Raw genomic sequence first — 20,969 nt, forward strand, 5'->3', positions numbered from 1 at the left:
GGGGTCGTCTTGGGTGTCGTTGGGCATCGGGCAGGTCGGTTCGGTCGGCCGGAATCGATGGCGCTCGGCGCTTCGGTGGGCTCCGGTCGGCCTCAATCACCGCTGATCGGCTTCAGTCGGCAATCGCCAGCGCCTGCGTGGCGTAGCGGTGCCGGATCGTGCGGCCGAGCACCGGGTCATGCAGTTCGATTTCGAACTGCTCGCCGCCGGCCACGCCGCCGATGGCAGCGAGTGTGCCACAGAACATGGCGGTGCCCGCCGGCAGGCCGTCCGACCCGAGCTTTTCCATCAGATCCTGCGGCGAGAGCAGGCTGGCCACGGTTCCTTCCTGATAAAGGCGCCGTGCGCCGTTGCACGTCACCCAGGAGCGCAGCATCAGCTGATCCCAGTGCGCGGCGACATCGGCAAAGCGCCACGCGTCGCGTGCCACCGGCTTCGCGCAGACCTGCTTCGAGACGGTCACGCCATAGGCTTCGACTTCGCGGTCGGTGTGATCCGAGCCCACGCTCACGAGCAAATCGCCATCGTGGCGCACGAGCACGCATTCGGCTTCGCCGCTGCTCGTCTGGCCGACGACGTCGATGGCGTCGTCTTGCGCGAGCAACGCGGGCGCCAGTCGGTAGAAGCACGGCGTGCTCGACGGGCGGCGCACGCCCAATGCGGCCAACTCGGCAATGTGGTGCTCAACGGCGTGGCGATCGCGCCCGGCCCAGCCGGCGATGATCAACGTGTCGACGGACACGTCGACGCACGGATGGGGACCGTCGCCGGACACCCTGAACGACAGATGGGAACGCATACGTGACCACTCCTGTAAAATTCGATTGATATTTGTGTGATATTTCACAAGGCCGGAAGACAAAAAGCAAGCGGAAAAATTTCGTCGTGCGCGACGAATATCGGGAATTTTTTATGAAAAGCCCCGTCAATCCTGGGTTGCGCGCGTGTTCGCCCATCGCGTATATTGAATCGGCGTCGGTATTGGGTTGGATATTCGGGTCGGATATTCGTCTGATTTTTGCCGAAATGGTCGCGGAGGCCGAAACCCCTCAGGGGATCGGCGGCGCAGCGGCCCGGCGGCCAATGCCCGAGTGACAACCGGGCGAACGAGCGCAACGTCAATCAAGTCGGCAGCACACAGCCGGCTTCCCACCTTCATCAAGCATCACGTTCTGCATCGTCGCGGCGGCCCGTCAGGGAAGCGGTGAGCGGCTGGCGTGACATCAAAAACAGCAAAATCGGCGCAACGCGCCGCGGGGAGAACGTATCGGATGCATCACGCCATCGACTTCATTCAGGACCTGGCCGTCATCATGCTGCTGGCAGGCATCGTGACGGTCATCTTCAACCGGTTCCGGCAGCCGGTCGTGCTCGGCTATATCGTGGCGGGCGTGATCATTGGCCCGTATACCCCGCCGTTTGCGCTGATACATGACGAGAAGACGATCGGCATCCTGGCCGAACTCGGTGTCGTATTCCTGATGTTTTCGCTGGGGCTGGAGTTCAGCTTGCGCAAGCTCGCGCGAGTGGGCGTGACGGCATTCGTGGCGGCGATCACCGAGATTGTGCTGATGCTCTGGCTCGGCTACGAGATCGGCCGCTTCTTCGGTTGGAAGGCGATGGACTCGATTTTCCTTGGCGCGATGCTCGCCGTCTCGTCGACCACCATCATCGTCAAGGCGCTCGACGAACTCGGCATGAAGCGGGAGCGATTCGCCCAGCTCATTTTCGGCGTGCTGATCGTGGAAGACGTGCTCGCCATCGGCATGATCGCGCTGCTCTCGGGCATTGCCATCAGCGGCTCGGTCGACGCCGGCGAGGCCACCTTTACGCTGGGCAAGCTGCTGCTGTTCATGGTGGTGTCGCTTGTCGTGGGCATTCTGCTCGTGCCGCGCATTCTCGCGTACGTGGCGAAATTCAAGAGCGACGAGATGCTGCTGGTCGTCGTGCTCGGCCTGTGCTTCGGCTTCTGCCTGCTGGTGATCCAGATGGGTTACAGCGTGGCGCTCGGCGCGTTCCTGATCGGCGCGATCATGGCCGAGGCGCGAGAGCTGCATACCATCGAGCGGTTGGTTGCACCGCTGCGCGACATGTTCAGCGCCGTGTTCTTCGTCACGATCGGGCTGCTGCTCGATCCGCACGTGCTGGCGACCTACATCTGGCCGATTCTCGTGATCACCCTCGCCGTTGTGATCGGCAAGATCGTCTCGTGCGGACTGGGGGCGTACCTTTCGGGGCAGGACGGCCGGACGTCGATGCGCGTGGGCATGGGGCTGTCGCAAATTGGCGAGTTCTCGTTCATCATTGCGTCGCTTGGGTTGTCGCTCAAGGTGACGAGCGACTTCCTCTACCCGATTGCGGTCGCCGTCTCGGTCATTACGACACTGCTCACGCCGTACCTGATCAAGAGCGCCGATCCGTTCACCGGATGGCTCGGCCGCATGATGCCCGGGCGTCTGTCATACGTGCTGCGTCAGTACACGCAGTGGTTGCAGAGCATTCATCTGACGGGCGATAGCGCGGCGCTCGTCGGCATCGTGCGTCGCATCGTGATGAGCGTGGCGATCAATCTTGCGCTCGTGGTGACGATTTTCCTCGGCGGCGCCTTCTTCTATCGGCGTTTGGCGGCGCTGATGTCGCCGTGGGTGCGCGACCCGAGCCTGCAAAGTGCTGTGGTGTGGGGCGTGGCACTCGTGCTGTCGCTGCCGTTCCTGATCGCGGTGTACCGCAAGCTCAAATCGCTCTCGCTCCTGCTTGTGGAGTTGTCGGTGCCGCCGAGCCTGACCGGACGCTACACATACCAGGTACGCCGCGTGGTGGCCGAGATTCTGCCGATTGCCGCCATGGTCGGGGTGATCCTGCTGGTGGCGGCCTTGTCGGCGAGTATCCTGCCGTCCACGGAGATGGTCGTGCTGATCGTGGCGGGAACGGTGGTGCTGGCGATCGTCATGCGGAGCTGGTTCGTGCGCATGCACGCCAAGCTGCAGATCGCACTCAAGGAGACGCTGGAACACCAGCCCGATAGCGAGCAGGGCGGCGGCTCCCCGCATTGATCGACGCGCGAGCCGTGGCGACGTCCTGACGACGGCGCGCAGCGGCACAAAAGCCCGCCGGTGGATTTACTTCCCCGGCGGGCTTTTTTCATGGCGCGTCGCTGCCCTTATGACTTGCGCGGCGGCAAGTCGAAGATCAGGCACGTCGTCGTGGCGTGCGCATACAGGGTCCCATCCGGACCGACGATGCGGCCCTCGGCGATGCCGACCTGACGCCCGACCTGGATGACTTCGCCTTCCGCACGCACGCAAGGCACGTCGCGCGTGAGGGCGCGCAACATATTGGTCTTGAGTTCGAGCGTGGTGTAGCTGCGTCCCGCGGGTAGCGTGGAGTGCACCGCGCAGGCGAGCGCGGAGTCGAGCAGCGTGGCGAACCAGCCGCCGTGTATGGCACCGAGCGGGTTGTAATAGGGCAACGCCGGGCGGCCCTGAAAGACCGCGCGGCCGTTCGCGGCTTCGATGGCGATGAAGCCCAGTGTCTCGCTGATCGGCGGCAGCGGCAGCCTGCCGTCGAACATCGCTTCAAATATTTCCGTGCCCGACAGGCCGATCACTTCGGACGGCGTTGCCACGCCGTAGCGTAGCGGACCGCTACGTGTGAGCCGTTCGCGCACGGCGGCTTCGTCGGCTTCCCATTGCGCCAGTACGGCGGCGGCATCCGGTCGGGTATTCATGGCGTTTTCCTCGTAACTTTTATCAGGCAAGCGATGGCGCGAGATTATAAAAGTCGCGGTGCGCCCCGGGGGGTTCGGCGTTAGAGGGAAGCGTCGAGACCGAATCACTGCAACGGTGGCTCACGCCGTCGCCGCGATTCGGGTTGTCGCCGGTACCTCGGAAGGAGGGCGCTGGCCGCGCCGCCGGCTCAGGCCGCTTGGGCGCGGCTGCGACGATACTGGGCCAATTCGTCGATGGTCAGGATCGGCAGGCCATGTTGCTCGGCGAAGCGCTCGATGTCGGCGCCGCGCGTCATCGTGCCATCTGGATTCATCAACTCGCACAGCACGGCGGCAGGTTTCAGACCGGCAAGCACCGCCAGATCGACCGAGCCCTCCGTGTGACCGCGACGCGTCAGCACGCCGCCCGGCTGTGCACGCAGCGGGAAGACATGGCCCGGGCGGGACAGGTCGGCGGGCTGGGCATCGTCGGCGATGGCGGCGCGAATCGTGGTCACGCGGTCGGCGGCGCTCACGCCGGTGCTCACGCCCTGACGCGCCTCGATTGTCACGGTGAAGGCCGTGCCATGACGGCTCTGATTCTGCTCGACCATCGGCGGCAGATCGAGACGGCGCAATGTCTCGTCAGGCAGACACAGGCACACGATGCCGCTGCATTCGCGGATCAGCATGGCCATGGTCGCCGGCGTGATTTTCTCGGCGGCGACGATCAGATCGGCCTCATTCTCGCGGTCCAGGTCGTCCATCAGAATGACCGGACGGCCTTCGCGCATGGCGTCGAGCGCGGCTGGCAGACGGACGTTGACCGATGCCAGGTTGGCGAACGCCGGGTAGGCATGCAGATCGTCGGTTGTGCGGGTCGCATCGGCCCTGTGCGCTGTCGATGTAACGGCTTGCGATACGGCTTGGGTGGTGCTTTGGGTAACGGACATGAAACGCTCCTCGCGTAAATCAATCGGGCGAAAAACGTTTTCGGGGCATGCGAACGGACGCCTCCATGGGACGACGTCCCATGGCGCGCGGGTATCGACGCATCTTCTCTCATCCGGACTATGACCGTCGGCTCTGGCTTTGCACCAGATCTGCTGACCCTGCCAGTGTCACGTAAGCGACGGTGGCAGGCGCTCGCGGGCTCATGACGCACGCAGCTTGCACTGCGCGGCGTCACATACCGCCGGTGGGGACTTTCACCCCGCCCTGAAGACGTGTATGCCGCACGCAGCGCACCTCGCTGTCACTGATCGCGTGGCGTGGTTGCGTAGTCGGCGAGAGAGAGCGTAGCACAGGGTGTTGCGGCGCTGCAGGGAAGACTGCGCCGCGCACGTGGGAATGATGGCGGGTGATTGGGTCGACGTCGGCTCGGGAGGAGGGCCGGCGCGGATGTCGCGCCGGCCGCCGACGTGAGCGTTGCGCGACGTCGGACGTGCCGGGTGATGCTCAGGCGTGGGTGCCCTTGACGGTATAGCCGGCGTCGCTGATGGCGGCGCTGACCTCAGTGGGCGAGAGTCGGCTTTCGACGTCGACGCGCCCCGAGTCCAGATCCACATTGACCTTGGCGGCGGGATCGCGCTCGGTGATCGCACGCGTGACGGCTTTGACGCAATGACCGCAGCTCATCCCTTCGACTTGCACTTGCATGTTGCACTCCTTGAAAGCGGTTTCGGTGACGGTGATCAGACAAATCGATAATAGACCTTCCTACGACAGGAAGCTCAAGCGCTATTTTCAGTGTATTCGCTGGATCGCCCAGACGCAGCCCAAACCCGGGCGGTTCCGGGCGCGCTATCGTAATAATTGACGAGACTGGCATGGCAAGGCGTGCGGCAGATTGACGCTGGCGGCTTGACCTTCCCTTCATGGAAAGGTCTATGCTTCGACGCATGATGACAATGCTCCTGGAGACCTTGAAATGATTCGGAACTGGTCGGTCGGTATCGAAGGTATGACCTGCGCCTCGTGTGTGACACGGGTCGAGAAGGCATTGCGGCGCGCACCGGGTGTGGCCAGCGCCAACGTCAATCTCGCGACCGAGACGGCGGCCGTGGAAGCTGCACCTGGCGTGACGCCCGCGGCTCTGCTTGGCGCGGTCGAGACGGCCGTCAACGACGCGGGATACCGGGTGGCGGAGCAATCGTTCGAGTTGGCGATTGGCGGCATGACCTGCGCGTCGTGCGTGGGGCGCGTGGAGAAGGCCCTTCGCCAGGTGCCCGGTGTGGTCGAGGCAAACGTGAACCTGGCGACGGAGCGTGCCGCCGTGCGCGGGGTGCGTGGCGTGCTCGACGTGGCGGCGCTCACCGCTGCCGTGGAGCAGGCGGGATACGAGGCGTCGCCAGTCACGGACCCCGCGCAGGCGGCCGCATCCCACGAAGGTCCGGCGTGGTGGCCGGTTGCCGTGGCGGCGGTCTTGTCCCTGCCGTTGTTGCTGCCAATGCTGCTCGAACCCTTCGGCATTCATCTGATGTTGCCGCCGTGGGTGCAATGGTTGCTCGCCACACCGGTGCAGTTCTGGCTGGGGGCGCGCTTCTATCGGGCGGGGTACAAAGCGGTGCGCGCCGGTAGCGGCAATATGGATTTGCTGGTGGCATTGGGCACGTCGGCCGCCTATGGGCTGAGTCTTTACGAATGGTGGCGTGCCCCGGCGCAGGGCATGGCGCACCTGTATTTCGAAGCGGCGGCCGTGGTCATCACGCTGGTGCTGCTCGGCAAGTGGCTGGAAGCGCGGGCAAAGCGTCGCACCGTGGAAGCGATTCGTGCGCTGGCGGCCTTGCGTCCCGAGACCGCGCGCGTGTTGCGCGATCCGCAGGGCGCGGCGAGCGAGGTGACGGTGCCGTTGGGCCAGGTGAAAGTCGGCGACTGGGTGGAGGTGCGCGCCGGTGAACGGGTGCCCGTCGATGGCGTCATTCGCGAGGGGGCGAGCCAGCTCGACGAGTCGTTGCTGACCGGCGAACCGTTGCCGATCGAAAAAGCAGGCGGCGACAAGGTCGTTGGCGGCTCGATCAACGGCGCCGGTACGCTGCGGGTGGAGACGACGGCGGTCGGCGCCGATACGGCGCTGGCCCGCATCATTCGCATGGTCGAAGATGCGCAGGCGGGCAAGGCGCCGATCCAGCGCGCCGTCGATCGGGTGGCCGCGGTGTTCGTGCCGGTGGTGGTGCTGGTCGCCGTCATGACGCTGGTCGTTGGCTGGGGGCTCGGCATCGGCCTGGAGACAGCGCTGCTCAATGCGGTGGCAGTGCTGGTCATCGCGTGCCCGTGTGCGCTGGGTCTTGCAACGCCTGCCGCGATCATGGTGGGCACCGGGGCGGCGGCACGGCAGGGCATTCTGATCAAGGATGCCGAAGCGCTCGAACTGGCGCACCGCATCCGCGTCGTGGCGTTCGACAAGACGGGCACGTTGACCGAGGGCAAGCCGCGCCTCGTGGCCCACCTGCCGGCGACGGGGGTGCGTGCCGATACCTTGCTGCGATGGGCCGCGGCGGTGCAGTCGGGCAGTTCGCATCCGCTGGCGAAGGCGGTCACGACCGCCGCCGCGCAAGCCGGGGTGACCTCGGCGGTGCCGACGGCATTCGACATCGCTGCGCTGCCGGGGAGAGGGATGCGGGCACGTATCGAGGAAGTTGGGGAGGGCGGGGGTGTTAGGGGCGTCGAGAACGCGGGCGCCTCGCGCAACGGTCATACGCTGCAGTTGGGGAACGCGCGGTTGCTTGAGGAGTTGGGTGTCTCGGAAGGGGCACTGGCTCACGAGGCAGCGCGTCTGGCGGCCGAGGGACGTACCGTCTCGTGGCTGGTCGAGACTGCGGGGGAAGGCGCAAATGACGACGCGCCGGCGCGCTTGCTGGGTCTGTTGGCGTTCGGTGACACGCTCAAGGCCACGGCGCGGCCGGCCGTCGAGCGCTTGCATGCGCTGGGCGTGCGTTGCGTGATGGTGACCGGCGACAACGCAGGGAGCGCCAAGGCGGTCGCCGACGCGTTGGGACTCGACGAAGTGCATGCCAACGTGCTGCCGGAGCACAAGGCGGCGGTGATCGCGCAACTCAAGCGCGACGGCGCGGTCGTAGCGATGGTGGGCGACGGCATTAACGACGCCCCGGCGTTGGCAGCGGCCGACGTCGGCATCGCGATGGGCTCGGGTACCGACGTGGCCATGCAGACGGCGGGCATCACGCTCATGCGCGGCGATCCGCTGCGGGTGGCCGATGCCATCGATGTGTCGCGTCGCACCTGGTCGAAGATTCGCCAGAACCTCTTTTGGGCGTTCGCGTACAACGTGGTCGGGATTCCGCTGGCGGCGTTTGGGCTCTTGAGCCCGGTGATTGCGGGGGCGGCGATGGCGCTCAGCAGCGTGAGTGTGGTGAGCAACGCGTTGCTGCTGCGGCGCTGGCGTTCATCGGCGACGCAAGACGTCAGTGCCGGCGCTGCCGCCAAGATTGGCGAGGCCCGCAGCGCCAGAGCTTGAGGGTGGTTTGCCCGGGCACAAGGCGAACGGCGCATAATGAATTCGTTAGGGGGGCGCGCGGTCGGCGACCGCCCGATGCGGTGCCTGAATTTTTAACTGACTTTAAATTCGTCGAAAGCGGCATCATTTGACTGATATCGTCTGCCTTCCGGCGCGGAATGAATCCTGCCGAACATGAATAGCCTCCATATCGCGAGTTACAACATCCACAAGGGCTTCTCCGCATTCAACCGTCTGCGTGTTCACGAACTGCGTGCCGGCTTGGAAGGGCTTGCGCCGGATCTGGTCTTCCTGCAGGAAGTGCAGGGCCTGCATCAGGGGCATGCGGTGCGTCACAGGAATTGGCCGGTGCAGCCGCAACATGAGTTTCTGGCCGGCGCCATGTGGCGCGATCACGCGTATGGGCGCAATGTTGTCTATGAGCAGGGGCATCATGGCAATGCGATTCTGAGCCGTTATCCGATCGTCAGGTCGGACAACCACGACATCACAACCTATAGTTTTGAGAAGCGCGGCATGCTTCACTGCGAGATTGCCGTGCCGGGTTTGAAACAGCCGCTGCATGCCCTGTGTGTGCATTTGTCGCTGGCCGGACGCGGTCGTCGTCGCCAGTTCGAAATGTTGACGGAGCGTGTGGCCGACGCCATTCCCGCCGATGCGCCGTTGATTATCGCGGGTGACTTCAATGACTGGAGCAATCAGGCGGACCGGTTGCTGGCGGAACGCTTGGCGCTGACCGAGGTGTTTCAGAACCGCGGGGGGCGTCCGGCGCGCAGTTTTCCGAGCGGATTGCCGCTTTTACGACTTGACCGCATTTACGCACGAGGCTTTCATATCGAAGGGGCGCAGGTTTTACACGGGCGTCCCTGGTCACGGATTTCCGATCATTCACCAATCAGCGCCCGACTTGTGCCGTCGGACGCTGACAAGACGATGAACGGTTCCTCCCCCCCGTCGTTCAACCCTCGTTCCCCCCAGTGAGGCAGCCATGAACATCGGACAAGCGGCGCAGGCCAGCGGCGTGACGGCCAAGATGATCCGGTACTACGAAAGTATCGGCCTGATGCCCCCGAGTCCCCGCTCCGAGGCAGGTTACCGGCGATACGGCGAGCAGGATCTGCATCTGCTTCGCTTCATTCGTCAGGCGAGGCGGCTGGGTTTTGGGATCGATCAAATCCGTCAACTGCTGGCACTATGGCAGGATCGAGACCGAACCAGCGCGCAGGTGAAGGCGTTGGCGCAAACCCATGTCGATGAACTCAACCAGCGCATCGGTGAATTGGTGGCCATGCGCGACACGCTTTCTCATCTCGCCATGCACTGTCACGGTGATGATCGTCCAGACTGCCCGATACTCGAGGGGATCGCTGCCGCTGAACTTCCCGGCGACCTGGGCGGCAAGGGGGCGCGTTTCGCGAGCGCGAAAGCGTCGTGCGGTCCGGCGCAGTCGGCCACAGCCTCAGACGCCGCGACCGGCACCGATGCCCCGGCGTCGGCAGGCGGCTCGGTTAGTGACAGCGAGGGGCAGATCCGTCACGTCCCCCAACCCTAACACATGAAGCCGACATGACCGGCTGACGCCCGATATCCCCTATGACGCGCCGCAATGACGGCGCTTTTTTTGTTTCCTGAATTTTGATTCGCCCGCTGCGACAGCATGCCGCAGCGGGGTGTTGCGTTACGTAGACAACTGCATATGTATATGATTTTAAATAAAATTTTCATGAATTGACTGTATTTGAAGTGAGCCTCTAGCAGATTTTTGATGTTTTTTGCAAATAGGGGCTAACCCTTAACGGGAAAACCCTATACAATGCGAAGCACTGCTGCGATGCAGCACACTAAATGAATTGGAGAAACATCATGGTTGCCGCCCTGTTTGAAGTCGTGAACACTTGGTTTGAAACGGCTGAGCGTCGTCGTCGCGAAGCGTTCCTGGCTGAGTCGAAGGACATCATTGAACTGGAACAACGTATCCGCGCGCTCGAAACCGCCGGTTACTAAGCAAGTTTGTAGCAAGTCCCTCCGGACGAACGGTCGTCGCTGGCGCAAGCAGGCAAGTCAATCGTCACAACGGGCGATCCCCGTCATCCATGCGATGGCGTGCGACGGCGCCCAACCGTGAGTCCGGATGCCAATCCCTGCGGTTTCGGGGTTGGCGAGTGCAAGCCCGCCACTTTGGCGGGCTTTGTCGTTAATGTCCTGCCCTTTCGTCCTTCGCTTTCGCCGTACCCCGGCGGAACGTGTCTATTTCTCGATCCTGAACTCGGTGGCGAGCGCCGCGCCGTTGGCGAGCGAGGTCACACCGTAGTACTTGTCACCGACCTTGAACATGAAGCGGCACCAGTTCTCGGTCATCGCGCGCCATTCGAGGTTCACGCAGTACGATCCGTTGTCGTTGACCGACCACGTGCCGGTGGCGTGAGCAACCTGATTCGCGCGGCTACCCGACCCGATGCTGCCCTTGTTGTCGCTCGTGGCATTGAGCGACCCATTGGTGTCGTTGATCCATTTGCGCGTACTGCCGTTGTTGGCGAGGTGGGTGATGTGCGCGCCGGGCATGAGCGAACGCAATTCGTCGACACTGAGTTGCTGACCGTTGGCACTCTTGATATCGGAGAGATGCATCGGGTCCGCGTGGGCGAACGACGATAGTGCGAGCAGGCCGGTGGCAAGCAATGCCGTGGCGGGGGATGTGAAGCGGCGGACCATGATGACTCCCGGACGAAGCCTGCCGATGTCGCATGCAGGCCGACGGTACGCGCGCCGCGATCGGTCGTGCGTGCCGTCAGACGTTATCGTCCCGCATTGAGACGCGGTGTCGCTATCGGTCCAGATGATGCGCTACTACTATAGGCGACAAGCGGGCGTCTGCACAGACGCGTGCCGCCCGGGGGCGCGCGGTGAGCGACCCACCGCCTCGTCCCGGGGCACATGAGGTGGCCTCAGTCGGTGCCGTACTTCGGAGACCGTGGGCCGTAGAGCAGCCCATTGGCATGCCCGGCCGACAGCAGACGTGCGTTGGCGGTGCCCGCGACCGTGTAACCGGCGTTCGACACACTGTTCACGATCTGCTTGACCGCTGCCGTGATCAGCATGCCGATCAGACCGCCGCCGCTGTTGTTGTTCCCCTCGTTGTTCGACGCGCTGGCCACCCCGCTCCACAACTTGGCACCGTTGCGTAGATCGATGAGGTCGGCCGAGACCGTCACCACCGTGGCGCTGTCGAGCACCATGTACTTCGTGCCGTACTGCGTGATCTTGAGGTAGAGCGCGGCGTCGGCCCCGAAGATCTCGCGCAGCTTGGCCGGACTGACCTGATGGATGTCGCCGGCCACGGTCAGGCCGTTCTGGCGAAACGACTCGTCAACCAGGGCGACGGGCATCACATAGTAGCCAGCCTCACCCAGCGGCACCGTGACCTGCGAGAGCACACTGTAGGTTGCATCGATGTCGGGCGAGTCGTTCAGCGGCGGCAACACCAGAATCGACTTCGGGCGGCTTTCCTTGAACGCGGTGTAATCGTACGGTTTGGCTTGATGAACCGCACAACCGGTCATGAGGGCGGCCAGCGCCGCTACCGTCATCCATTGGCAGAGTCGAACGATCATTGCTTGGCCTCCGGGGTCTTGTGCTTGAGGAGAAAGTCGATGTAACCGGCCGACTCGGGGAACAATTGCTTCTCGGTCTGGAATTCCTCGACCATCTTGTCGGACTTGCCCACCGATGCGTAGAGCAGACCCAGGTGAGCGTGATAGCCCGGCGGCACGGCGCGATTGGCGGCCTTGATCTTCTCGAGATCGCGCTCGAGCGCGATGATCTGCGCTTCCTTCGATTCACCCTTGAAGTATTCGTAGACTTGCGGCTGATAGCTTTCCCAGTCGTACAGAGGCTTGGGCGGCGTGACGCAGCCCGTGAGCAGCGTGCCACCGAGGATGGCCAGCGCGGCGGCACGGGCGGACGAGAACTTGCGATTCATGGCGATAGAGATCCTGACAGGCAGGCGGCGGGCGAAGGCATCGCGCCCGCCTGCACGTGACGTGCGAGGCCCGGCGCATCGCGAACGATACGCCGCGCATGCGACAACTAAGGCGTTTCGGGTTTACTTGCCGGGCTTCCAGGCACCGCTCTCGATGCCTGCGACCAGGTTGTTGACGGCTTCGCGCATGGCGAGGTCAAGGACCTTGCCGTTGAGCGTCGAGTCGTAGCCCGCGGTGCCGCCGAAGCCGATCACTTCGCGATTGGACAGCGCGAACTCTCCTGCACCGCCGCTCGAGAAAACGACTTCCGAGGTGGCGATATCGACCACGTTCAGGTTGACCTTGGCGTAGGCGATTTGCTCGCGGCCCCGGCCGAGAATACCGAAGAGTTGCTTGTCGCCCACTTCCTTGCGGCCGAATTCGACGACGTCGCCGGTGATCACGTAGTCGGCGCCCTTGAGCGTTTGCTGGGTCTTCTTGATGTCGGCTTCCTGACGAATCTCGGCCATGTTGTCGCGGTCGAGCACGTTGAAACGGTTGGTCTGCTGCAGATGGGTGATCAGGATGGTCTTGGCCTGACTGCCGAGGCGGTCGACATTATCGGAAAAAACGCCACGCATGTACGCGGAACGGTTGTCGAACTTGCCGACGGCGATCGGTGTGCGCACCCCGACGTAGGGACGGCTGGCACTTTCGACCTTGGCGACTTGCAAGGTGCGCGAGCTTTCGGTGGCGCAACCGCCGAGCGCGCCGGCGGCGAGCATGACGGCGCTGAGCAGCGCAATGCTGGACTTGCTTTTCTGCACGGTGATACCCCTGTATGTATTGTTACCCGGCGGGCGAGGCGCGGTGGCATCGATCCGTGACGGGCATCTGGTTCCCTTGCCGCTCGGTTGGCTTTGCTTTTTTCGAATTTGGTAAGGGGTGCTGATCTTAGCATGCAGCATTGTCGTGTTAGTGCGTCGACGGAGGTATGCGCGCCCCTGCGCCAAGCGCCAAGTGCAGCTTGGCGATACACTCGCACGGCCTTCCCCTCATACTTTCGATAGGAGTGTTGTCATGGCCGACAGTGAAGCCCGCCCGCCGTTTCCGCCATTCACGCGTGAAACTGCAATTCAGAAGATTCGTATGGCCGAGGACGGCTGGAACTCGCGCGATCCTGCGCGGGTTGCGTTGGCCTATACGGTCGACAGCCGCTGGCGCAATCGGGCCGAATTTCCGCGTGGCCGTGAGCAGATCGTCGAGTTCCTGACGCGTAAATGGCAACGCGAACTCGACTACCGGCTAATCAAGGAACTGTGGGCGTTTACCGAGAATCGCATCGCGGTGCGGTTCGCTTACGAATGGCGAGACGATTCGGGTAGTTGGTTCCGTTCGTATGGCAACGAAAACTGGGCGTTCGACGCGCAAGGGCTCATGGCCGAGCGCCATGCCAGCATCAACGACTCGCGCATCACCGAAGGCGAGCGCCTGTTCCATTGGCCGCAGGGACGCCGTCCCGACGATCATCCGGGATTGACCGAACTCGGGCTGTAAAGCCGGCGGGCATGGCGACGATGATGCTGACGCGCGTCGCGTCGCCGTTTGCGCGACCTCAGTCCAGCCCAACGATGAGCAGCAGGTTGGTGGCGGTGATGACCGCGAAGAGGCCCCACGCGAGCGCCTGTGCGGGACGCCCGAGCGTGTTGCCGTTCATCACGCGCGGGTCGCTCACCGAGCGGATGAGCGGCCACATGGCGAACGGCAGTTGCAGACTGAGCAGCACCTGACTCCACACCAGCAGCTTGCCCACGGCGCCGTCGCCGAGCCACAGCACGCCGATCAGCGCGGGCACGAGCGCCAGCCCGCGCGTGATCAGACGACGTTGATAGCAGGGGATCCGGGCGTGCAGAAAGCCGTCCATGATGACCTGCCCGGCGATGGTCCCCGTGAGCGTGGAACTTTGTCCCGACGCAAGCAGGGCGATGCCGAACAGGAAGGCCGCGGCGCCGCCCGCGAGCGGCGTGATGAGCCGATATGCCTGCTCGATATCGGTGACGTTGGTCTGGCCGCTGGCGTGAAATACCGAACCCGCCAGTATCAGAATGGCCGCATTCACGCACATGGCGAGCGCGAGCGAGACCCATGTGTCGATGCGCACCAGCGCGAGGGTGTCGCGCACGTCGCCGCGTTTGCCGCCGACCACCCGCCGCGTCTGCACGACCGACGAGTGCAGGTACAGATTGTGCGGCATGATCGTGGCGCCGACGATGCCGAGCGCCAGCACGAGGGCATCGTGCCGGTCGTGGCTGGGCGCACCCGGCACAAGACCGGCGACCACCGCATGCCAATCGGGCGGCACCATGGCCACTTGCGCGACGAAGCACAGCGCCATCGTGCCGATCAAGCCGAAGACGATGGCTTCGATCTGACGAAAGCCTTTGCCCTGCAGGCCGAGCACGATCATCGTGTCGAGCGCGGTGAGGACGATGCCCCAGGCGATCGGCACCCCCAGCAACAGCTTGAAGGCGAGCGCACAGCCCAGGACTTCGGCGATATCGCAGGCGACGATCGAGATCTCGGCGGTGATCCACTGGACGAGTCGTCCCGCCCGCCCGTAGCGCTCGTAGCTCGCCTGCGCGAGGTCGCGCCCGGCGACCAGTCCCAGCCGGGCAGCGAGCATCTGGAGAAAGATGGCGGCAAAGCTGGAGAGCGCCACCACCCAGAGCAGCGAATAGCCGAATTGCGATCCGGCCTGGATGTCCGTCGCCCAGTTGCCGGGGTCCATATAGCCGATGGCGACGAGCAGGCCTGGGCCGGCAAAACGCTTGAGTTTGATCCAGCGGGGTTCGCGCGCGTCGATGACGATGCTGCCTTTGACTTCGGAAGGGCAGAAGGGCGCAGTGGCGGTGGTCGGCAGCGGCATGAGGAAAGGAGATCGGTCGATGACGCCAACGGTAGCCGGGCCGGCGCCTGCCGGCAAGCGCGATCATGGCGGCGGCAAGGTCACGGATATCGCGGCGGTGGCAGATGAACTGCTATACTGTACATTCATACAGTATTTTGGGTGCGCGATGACCCTGCCACTTTCCTCTTTGCCTGCCGGGCTGTGGCGCGCCAGTGAACTGGCGCATTGCCACCGTGCTGGCCACACCACGGGTTTTGCCGCGCTGGACGCCGAGCTGCCCGGCGCCGGGTGGCCGCATGGTGCGGTGACGGAGTTGCTGAGCGAGCGCCCGGGCATCGGTGAATGGCGGTTGCTGGCCCCGGCGCTACGCGATCTCACGCAGGCGGGCCAGCCGGTGATGGTGATTGCGCCGCCGATGCTGCCATATGCCCCGGCACTGGCGGGATGGGGCATCGATCTACGCTGGCTCAGTGTCGTGATGCGTCCGGTGAGCCCGGCACGTCAGGCGCCTCGGGCGCGCGGCACACGCGGCCTGAAGGCGGAGGATCGCGACATGCTCTGGTGTGCCGAGCAGGCCCTCAAAAGCGCGTGCTGCGGGGCGGTGCTCACCTGGCTTCCGGCCGCGACGCCCGAGCAGATTCGGCGGCTTCAGGTCGCGGCCGGTGGCGGCGAGACGCTGGCCTGGGTGGTGCGAGGGCCCGCCGCCGTCGCGACCGCCTCGGCGGCACCGTTGCGACTGGGGCTTGCCGTTGGGCCGGGGAGTCGCCTCGGCGTGCAGTTTCACAAGCGGCGGGGGCCGCCGCGTCTCGAGCCGCTCTGGCTGACGTTGCCCGCGCCGTATGCGCATGTCTCGCAACCGGTGACGGGCGCGGCCGACGATGCGCGGCCGGGGCCTGTCGGGCCCGGTCCGGCACCTTCGTCCACACCGTCCACGGTGCCTTTGGTTTCTGTTTCCGGAGTCTCGCATGGCTTGCTGGATCGCCCTGCATCTGCCCTATCTGGCGCTCGAGATCGCCTCTCCGCTCACACCGGCTGACACGCTGACCGACACGACGGTCGTGCTGGCGCAGTCGCGTGTCTGGCAGGCGAGTGAGGCGGCGCAGGCAGCCGGCGTGCAACCCGGCATGCGCCGTGGCGGCGTGCTGGCGCTATTGCCGCAGGCACGATTCCACGATCGCGACGAAGCGGCCGAGACGGTCGCGCTCGAAGCGCTGGCGCTGGCCTTGCTGCGCTTCGGCCCCGACGTTGCGATCGCCTCGCCACAATGCGTGCTGATCGACGTGGCACCGAGCCTGCGTCTGTTTGGCGGTCTGGCATCGCTGGCGGCGCAGGTGTTTGAGAGTGCCGAGGCGCTCGGGCACCGGGCGTCGTTGGGCCTTGCCGCCACGGCCAGCGCGGCGGCGTTGCTCGCGCGTGCCGGTGCTCCTGGTGGGCCGCCGCGGTTGCCATCGACACCACCGACGCCGATGACGCTGCCGCAATCCCTCGATTCCCGCTCGGTCGCCTTGTTGCCCGAGGCGCAGCCGTGGCTCGACTGGCTCGCGCAAATCGGTTGTGCGACGTTGGGCGAACTGCGCGCGCTGCCTGCGGCGGGCGTGAGGCGCCGCTGCGGTGCGGAACTACCCGCTGCGCTTTCCCGGGCCTATGGCGAGACGCCGGAAGCCCCCGCCTGGTATCGCGCCCCGCCCCATTTCGAGGCGGTGCTGCCGCTGCCGTCGCTCACGCATGACGTGGACGTGCTGCTCTTCGGTCTGCGCCGTCTGCTCGCCCAACTCACGGGATGGCTGGCCGCCGGGCAACTGGCCACGCGCGCGCTCGCGCTGGTGCTCGAGCATGAGCCGCTTGGGCGGCAAACGCTGGCACCGACGCGTTTCGACATCCGTCTTGCCGAAGCGAGTGCGGCGCCCGCGCACTTGCTGTCGTTGTGCAAGGAGCGGCTGGCCCGCTCGCCACTGGTGGCCCCGGTGCTGACGTTGCGGCTCGATGTCACGCAGACGGCGCCCCATGTACCGCAAAGCGGCTCGCTCCTGCCTGAGCCGGGCCGCGCCCGGCAGGATTTTGTGCAACTGATGGAGCGTGTGGCGGCGCGGTTGGGCGACGAGCACGTGCGGCGTTTGCAGGTGCGTGGCGATCACCGGCCCGAGGCGGCATTCGTCAGCGTGCCGTATGGGGTGTCCGGCAATCCTTCCCATGCCTCCCACGTCACGATGTCCGGCGCGGTCCGTCATCGGCCCGATGGCGAGTCCCTGTTGCCGCCGCGCCCGGCGTGGCTGCTCGATGTGCCGCAGCGCCTCGGCGTACGTCAGGAGCGCCCGTGGCGGCAGGGGCCGCTACAACTGATGAGCGGTCCTGAGCGTATCGAAGCCGGCTGGTGGGAGCCAGGCACCGTCACGCGCGACTACTTCATTGCGGCCGATATCACGGGGGCGTTGCTGTGGGTGTTTCGCGAGCGGCCCGTGAATGGGGCGGATGCCGCGTGGTACTTGCATGGCCTGTTCGGCTGAGTCCGGCGGGTCCGCTGTGCGATGAATTTCGACGATTTCCTACCGTGGCAAGGCCCGACCGAAGGGCTGGCCGCCAATGATGAGCGTGCCGACGCGGCCGGCGCCGATCCGGCGGCGCCCCCCGATCCGCGTGCTGCCGACGACGGCAGCCTGCCTGCCTATGCCGAACTGCACTGCCTGTCGAATTTCTCGTTCCAGCGTGGCGCGTCGCATCCGGAGGAACTGATCGCGCGGGCCGCGCACCTGGGCTACACCGCGCTGGCGATGACCGACGAGTGCTCGCTGGCCGGTGTCGTTCGCGCACTGGCCGAGGCGGTGCAGCATCCGTCGGTGTCGTTGATCGTGGGCAGCGAGTTTCGTCTGACGCCTGAGGACAGCGCAGCCGCGCTGGGCAGTGTGCATCTGGTCGCGCTTGCGCAGCACCGCGAAGGCTACGGCAATCTTTCCGAGATGATTACACTCGGTCGCATGCGCGGCCCGAAGCGCGGTTATCGGTTGCACGCGCGAGACTTCAGCGCGCCGGCAACCGGGCAGGCGCATCTGCGGGGTCTGCCGGGGTGCCTGATGATCCTGGTGCCGGAGACCGGCGCGAGTCCCGAGCGCACGCTGGCCCAAACCCGCTGGGCGGCACAGACGTTCGGCGAAGGACGCGTGTGGCTCGCGCTCGAACGTCGTCACCGAGCCGACGACGACGCGCATCTGGCCCGGTTGCGGGCGATCTCCGCCGAGTGCGACGTGCCGCTCGTCGCCACCGGCCATGTCCTCATGCATGTGCGCTCGCGCAAGCCGTTGCAGGACACGCTCACCGCCATTGGTCTGGGCAAGCCGGTGCAGGCTTGCGGATTGGCGCTCGCCGCCAATGCGGAGCAGCATCTACGCACGCGGTTGCGGCTCGCGTGGCTCTATCCGCCGGACGCCCTGGCGCAAACGGTTGCGATCGCCTCGCGTTGCCATTTCGATCTGCGCAGCCTGCGTTACGAGTATCCCGAGGAACTGGTGCCCGCCGGGCATACGCCGGTGACGTATTTGCATCAGGAAGTCGAGGCCGGCGCGGCGCGGCGCTATCCGAACGGGGTACCGCAGAAGGTGCGTCGTCTCATCGAAAGCGAACTGACGCTGATCCGGGAGCTGGCGTACGAGCCGTATTTCCTGACGGTCTACGACATCGTGCGGTTCGCCCGCAGCCAGAACATCCTGTGCCAGGGGCGCGGGTCGGCGGCCAACTCGGCGGTGTGCTATTGCCTGGGAATCACGGCGGTCAATCCTGACGAGGTGCAGGTGCTGTTCGGGCGTTTTCTGTCGAAGGAGCGCAACGAGCCGCCCGATATCGATGTGGACTTCGAGCATCAGCGGCGCGAAGAGGTGATCCAGTACATCTACGACAAGTACGGCACCGACCGGGCGGCGCTGGCCGCGACGGTGATTTCGTATCGCATGCGCAGTGCGGTGCGCGACACGGGGCGGGCGCTGGGCATCGATCTGTCGATTGTCGAGCAGGTCGCGCAGAGTCAGCAATGGTGGGATGGTCGCGAGAATCTGCTCGCGCGCATGGCGGCACAAGGGTTGTCGCCCGACGCCCCGACCACGCGGCTATGGGCCGATCTGGTCGCCCGGCTGATCGGCTTTCCCCGGCATTTGTCGCAGCACGTGGGCGGTTTCGTGATTTCGCGCGACAAGCTCTCGCGCCTGGTGCCGATTGCGCCGGCGGCGATGGACAAGCGTTACGTCATTCAGTGGGACAAGGACGATATCGAGACGCTCAAGCTGCTCAAGGTCGACGTGCTGGCGCTCGGCATGCTGAGCGCGTTGCGCCGCACGCTCGATCTGCTGGGGGAATGGCGCGGTGAGCCGATCTCGCTGGCGGACATTCCGCGCGACGATCCGGCGACGTACGGCATGATTCGTCGCGCCGATACCGTGGGTGTCTTCCAGATCGAGTCGCGTGCGCAGATGAGCATGTTGCCGCGCTTGAAGCCGGACAAGTTCTACGACCTGGTGATCGAGGTGGCGATCGTGCGGCCGGGGCCGATTCAGGGCGGGATGGTGCATCCGTATCTGCGTCGCAAACAAGGCAAGGAGGACGTGGTCTATCCGCGTGAGGAGATCAAGGCGGCGCTCGAGCGCACGCTGGGCGTGCCGATCTTTCAGGAGCAGGTGATGCAGATCGCGATGATCGCCGCCGATTTCTCGGCCGGCGACGCCGATCAGTTGCGCCGTTCGATGGCAGCCTGGAAACGCAAGGGCGGGCTCGAGAAATTCCAGACCCGCATTATCGACGGGATGCTGAAAAACGGCTATCCGCGCGAGTTTGCCGAGGCCATCTGCCGCCAGATCGAGGGCTTTGGCGAGTACGGTTTTCCGGAGAGTCATGCGGCAAGCTTCGCGCTGCTCGCCTATGCGAGTGCGTGGCTCAAGTGTCATGCGCCGGAGATGTTCCTGTGCGGGTTGCTCAACAGTTTGCCGATGGGATTCTATTCGGCGTCGCAGTTGGTGCAGGATGCGCGACGACATCATGTCGAGGTGCGCGCGATCGACGTTTGTGTGAGCGATGTCGAGTCGCGTCCCGAGGCGCGCATCGGGCGGTACGGCAATGCCCGCCGGCCGGCGGTGCGGCTGGGGCTGTCGCTGGTCAAGGGCTTGTCCGACGATGGGGCGCATGCGATCGAGCGTGCGCGTCGGCAGCGGCCGTTGACGGATATCGACGATCTGACCGCGCGGGCCGCGTTGTCACGTCGGGATCTCGATGCCCTGGCGGCTGCCGACGCGCTGTCGGCGTTGCTCGGCGGTCGGCGGCAGGCGCGCTGGGCGGTCGCCGCATGGCAGCCCCCCACGCCGCTGCTGGGGGCGACGGTCTTGCGCGACGCGGTGCCGGGCAGTGCCGACGAGCAAGTGGCGCTGCCGCCGATGGCCGAGGGGCAGGACATCGTGGCTGATTACGCGAGCACGGGGCTGACGCTGCGGCGTCACCCGCTGCTGCTGTTGCGCGAGACGCTCACCCGGATGCGGGTGCGAACGGCGAGGGATTTGCAGACCGAGGGCGTGCACGGACGCCGGGTGCGCACGGCGGGCATTGTGACGGGACGGCAGCGCCCGGGCACGGCCAATGGCACGGTCTTTGTCTCGCTGGAAGACGAAACAGGCGTCATCAACGTGATCGTCTGGCCCGATCTGGTCGAGTCGCAGCGCAAGGCGTTGCTGGCATCGTCGTTGTTGGGGGTGGAAGGGGTCTGGCAGCGTGAGGAGCGCGTGACCCATCTGGTGGCGCATCGCCTGGTCGATCTCTCGTCGATGCTCGGCGAACTCACGATCTCGAGTCGGAACTTTCACTAAGGGGACTTCGATAGGATGAGGTGTCTCCGGCCCCCTGCCATGCGTGGATCTCGCCTCTTCTTTGTTGACGTGACTGGCGCCTCGC

At 65.0% G+C, this 20,969-nt stretch carries 18 protein-coding genes, 1 pseudogene and 1 riboswitch; of the genes and pseudogenes, 10 read left to right on the forward strand and 9 right to left on the reverse strand.

Translation table 11 applies throughout. The annotated features are described in order from the left end of the window. Positions 1-112: 112 nt before the first annotated feature. Positions 113-799, reverse strand: a complete 687-nt coding sequence (locus tag PCE31107_RS16940) for a DUF2848 domain-containing protein (protein WP_150609963.1) — start codon at positions 797-799, stop codon at positions 113-115. A gap of 32 nt (positions 800-831) precedes the next feature. Between PCE31107_RS16940 and PCE31107_RS16945 the strand changes: the two genes are divergently transcribed. Continuing rightward, positions 832-1,095 (forward strand): hypothetical protein, encoded by a 264-nt coding sequence (locus PCE31107_RS16945; protein WP_150609964.1) that lies wholly within the window; start codon positions 832-834, stop codon positions 1,093-1,095. A gap of 176 nt (positions 1,096-1,271) precedes the next feature. After that, positions 1,272-3,053 (forward strand): cation:proton antiporter, encoded by a 1,782-nt coding sequence (locus PCE31107_RS16950; protein ID WP_130026536.1) that lies wholly within the window; start codon positions 1,272-1,274, stop codon positions 3,051-3,053. A 107-nt stretch (positions 3,054-3,160) separates the two neighbouring features. On the opposite strand, the gene PCE31107_RS16955 is transcribed toward PCE31107_RS16950, so the two are convergent. From PCE31107_RS16955 to PCE31107_RS16965, 3 genes are all read right to left on the reverse strand, one after another. Continuing rightward, positions 3,161-3,727, reverse strand: coding sequence for a PaaI family thioesterase (locus PCE31107_RS16955; RefSeq protein WP_130026535.1), 567 nt, complete (start codon positions 3,725-3,727; stop codon positions 3,161-3,163). A gap of 188 nt (positions 3,728-3,915) precedes the next feature. Next, complete coding sequence (gene ribB, locus PCE31107_RS16960; protein ID WP_150609966.1) at positions 3,916-4,659, reverse strand: 3,4-dihydroxy-2-butanone-4-phosphate synthase; 744 nt, start codon at positions 4,657-4,659, stop codon at positions 3,916-3,918. A gap of 97 nt (positions 4,660-4,756) precedes the next feature. Further along, positions 4,757-4,936: riboswitch (FMN riboswitch) on the reverse strand. 228 nt (positions 4,937-5,164) lie between these two features. After that, on the reverse strand, positions 5,165-5,365 hold the full coding sequence (locus tag PCE31107_RS16965) for a heavy-metal-associated domain-containing protein (protein ID WP_150609967.1): 201 nt from the start codon (positions 5,363-5,365) through the stop codon (positions 5,165-5,167). Positions 5,366-5,636: 271 nt separating this feature from the next. Here PCE31107_RS16965 and PCE31107_RS16970 point away from each other — a divergent pair, with 271 nt between their 5' ends. The 4 genes and pseudogenes from PCE31107_RS16970 to PCE31107_RS16985 all read left to right on the forward strand — a co-directional run bounded on the left by PCE31107_RS16970 (position 5,637) and on the right by PCE31107_RS16985 (position 10,187). Then, positions 5,637-8,183: a heavy metal translocating P-type ATPase gene (locus tag PCE31107_RS16970; RefSeq protein WP_150609968.1), complete on the forward strand. Its 2,547-nt coding sequence runs from the start codon at positions 5,637-5,639 to the stop codon at positions 8,181-8,183. 174 nt (positions 8,184-8,357) lie between these two features. Then, positions 8,358-9,164 carry an endonuclease/exonuclease/phosphatase family protein gene (locus tag PCE31107_RS16975; RefSeq protein ID WP_150609970.1) on the forward strand — a complete coding sequence of 269 codons (807 nt, stop codon included), beginning with the start codon at positions 8,358-8,360 and terminating at the stop codon, positions 9,162-9,164. A gap of 7 nt (positions 9,165-9,171) precedes the next feature. Next, positions 9,172-9,561: pseudogene (cueR, locus tag PCE31107_RS16980) on the forward strand (Cu(I)-responsive transcriptional regulator); the annotation flags it as partial. 485 nt (positions 9,562-10,046) lie between these two features. Further along, entirely contained in the window at positions 10,047-10,187 is a 141-nt protein-coding gene (locus PCE31107_RS16985) for a DUF3563 family protein (protein WP_017234185.1), read from the forward strand. A gap of 243 nt (positions 10,188-10,430) precedes the next feature. On the opposite strand, the gene PCE31107_RS16990 is transcribed toward PCE31107_RS16985, so the two are convergent. The 4 genes from PCE31107_RS16990 to PCE31107_RS17005 form a co-directional block, all read right to left on the reverse strand. Next, positions 10,431-10,895 carry a DUF995 domain-containing protein gene (locus PCE31107_RS16990; RefSeq protein WP_130026530.1) on the reverse strand — a complete coding sequence of 155 codons (465 nt, stop codon included), beginning with the start codon at positions 10,893-10,895 and terminating at the stop codon, positions 10,431-10,433. A gap of 233 nt (positions 10,896-11,128) precedes the next feature. Then, positions 11,129-11,794: a DUF799 domain-containing protein gene (locus PCE31107_RS16995; RefSeq protein WP_130026529.1), complete on the reverse strand. Its 666-nt coding sequence runs from the start codon at positions 11,792-11,794 to the stop codon at positions 11,129-11,131. Beyond that, entirely contained in the window at positions 11,791-12,162 is a 372-nt protein-coding gene (locus PCE31107_RS17000) for a DUF4810 domain-containing protein (protein ID WP_130026528.1), read from the reverse strand. Before PCE31107_RS17000 ends, PCE31107_RS16995 begins: the two co-directional genes overlap by 4 nt. Before the next feature lie 123 nt (positions 12,163-12,285). Then, the gene (locus PCE31107_RS17005; protein WP_130027897.1) at positions 12,286-12,927 is read right to left on the reverse strand and encodes a CsgG/HfaB family protein; all 642 of its coding nucleotides are present in this window, start codon (positions 12,925-12,927) and stop codon (positions 12,286-12,288) included. Positions 12,928-13,222: 295 nt separating this feature from the next. Here PCE31107_RS17005 and PCE31107_RS17010 point away from each other — a divergent pair, with 295 nt between their 5' ends. Continuing rightward, the gene (locus PCE31107_RS17010; protein WP_017234183.1) at positions 13,223-13,699 is read left to right on the forward strand and encodes a nuclear transport factor 2 family protein; all 477 of its coding nucleotides are present in this window, start codon (positions 13,223-13,225) and stop codon (positions 13,697-13,699) included. 58 nt (positions 13,700-13,757) lie between these two features. On the opposite strand, the gene PCE31107_RS17015 is transcribed toward PCE31107_RS17010, so the two are convergent. Next, a complete protein-coding gene (locus PCE31107_RS17015; RefSeq protein ID WP_150609971.1) occupies positions 13,758-15,068 on the reverse strand; it encodes an Nramp family divalent metal transporter in 1,311 nt (436 codons plus the stop codon). 19 nt (positions 15,069-15,087) lie between these two features. On the opposite strand from PCE31107_RS17015, the gene imuA reads away from it, so the two are divergent. From imuA to PCE31107_RS17030, 3 genes are read left to right on the forward strand one after another with little or no spacing between them, the layout of a single operon-like run. Continuing rightward, positions 15,088-16,086: a translesion DNA synthesis-associated protein ImuA gene (gene imuA / locus PCE31107_RS17020; protein WP_174966702.1), complete on the forward strand. Its 999-nt coding sequence runs from the start codon at positions 15,088-15,090 to the stop codon at positions 16,084-16,086. Further along, positions 16,016-17,554, forward strand: coding sequence for a Y-family DNA polymerase (locus tag PCE31107_RS17025; protein WP_174966703.1), 1,539 nt, complete (start codon positions 16,016-16,018; stop codon positions 17,552-17,554). The genes imuA and PCE31107_RS17025 overlap by 71 nt, the downstream gene beginning before the upstream one ends. A 21-nt stretch (positions 17,555-17,575) precedes the next feature. Then, positions 17,576-20,884, forward strand: a complete 3,309-nt coding sequence (locus tag PCE31107_RS17030) for an error-prone DNA polymerase (RefSeq protein ID WP_150609975.1) — start codon at positions 17,576-17,578, stop codon at positions 20,882-20,884. Positions 20,885-20,969 lie beyond the last annotated feature (85 nt).

It is taken from the genome of Pandoraea cepalis (genome assembly GCF_902459625.1).
GTDB classification, from domain to species: domain Bacteria; phylum Pseudomonadota; class Gammaproteobacteria; order Burkholderiales; family Burkholderiaceae; genus Pandoraea; species Pandoraea cepalis.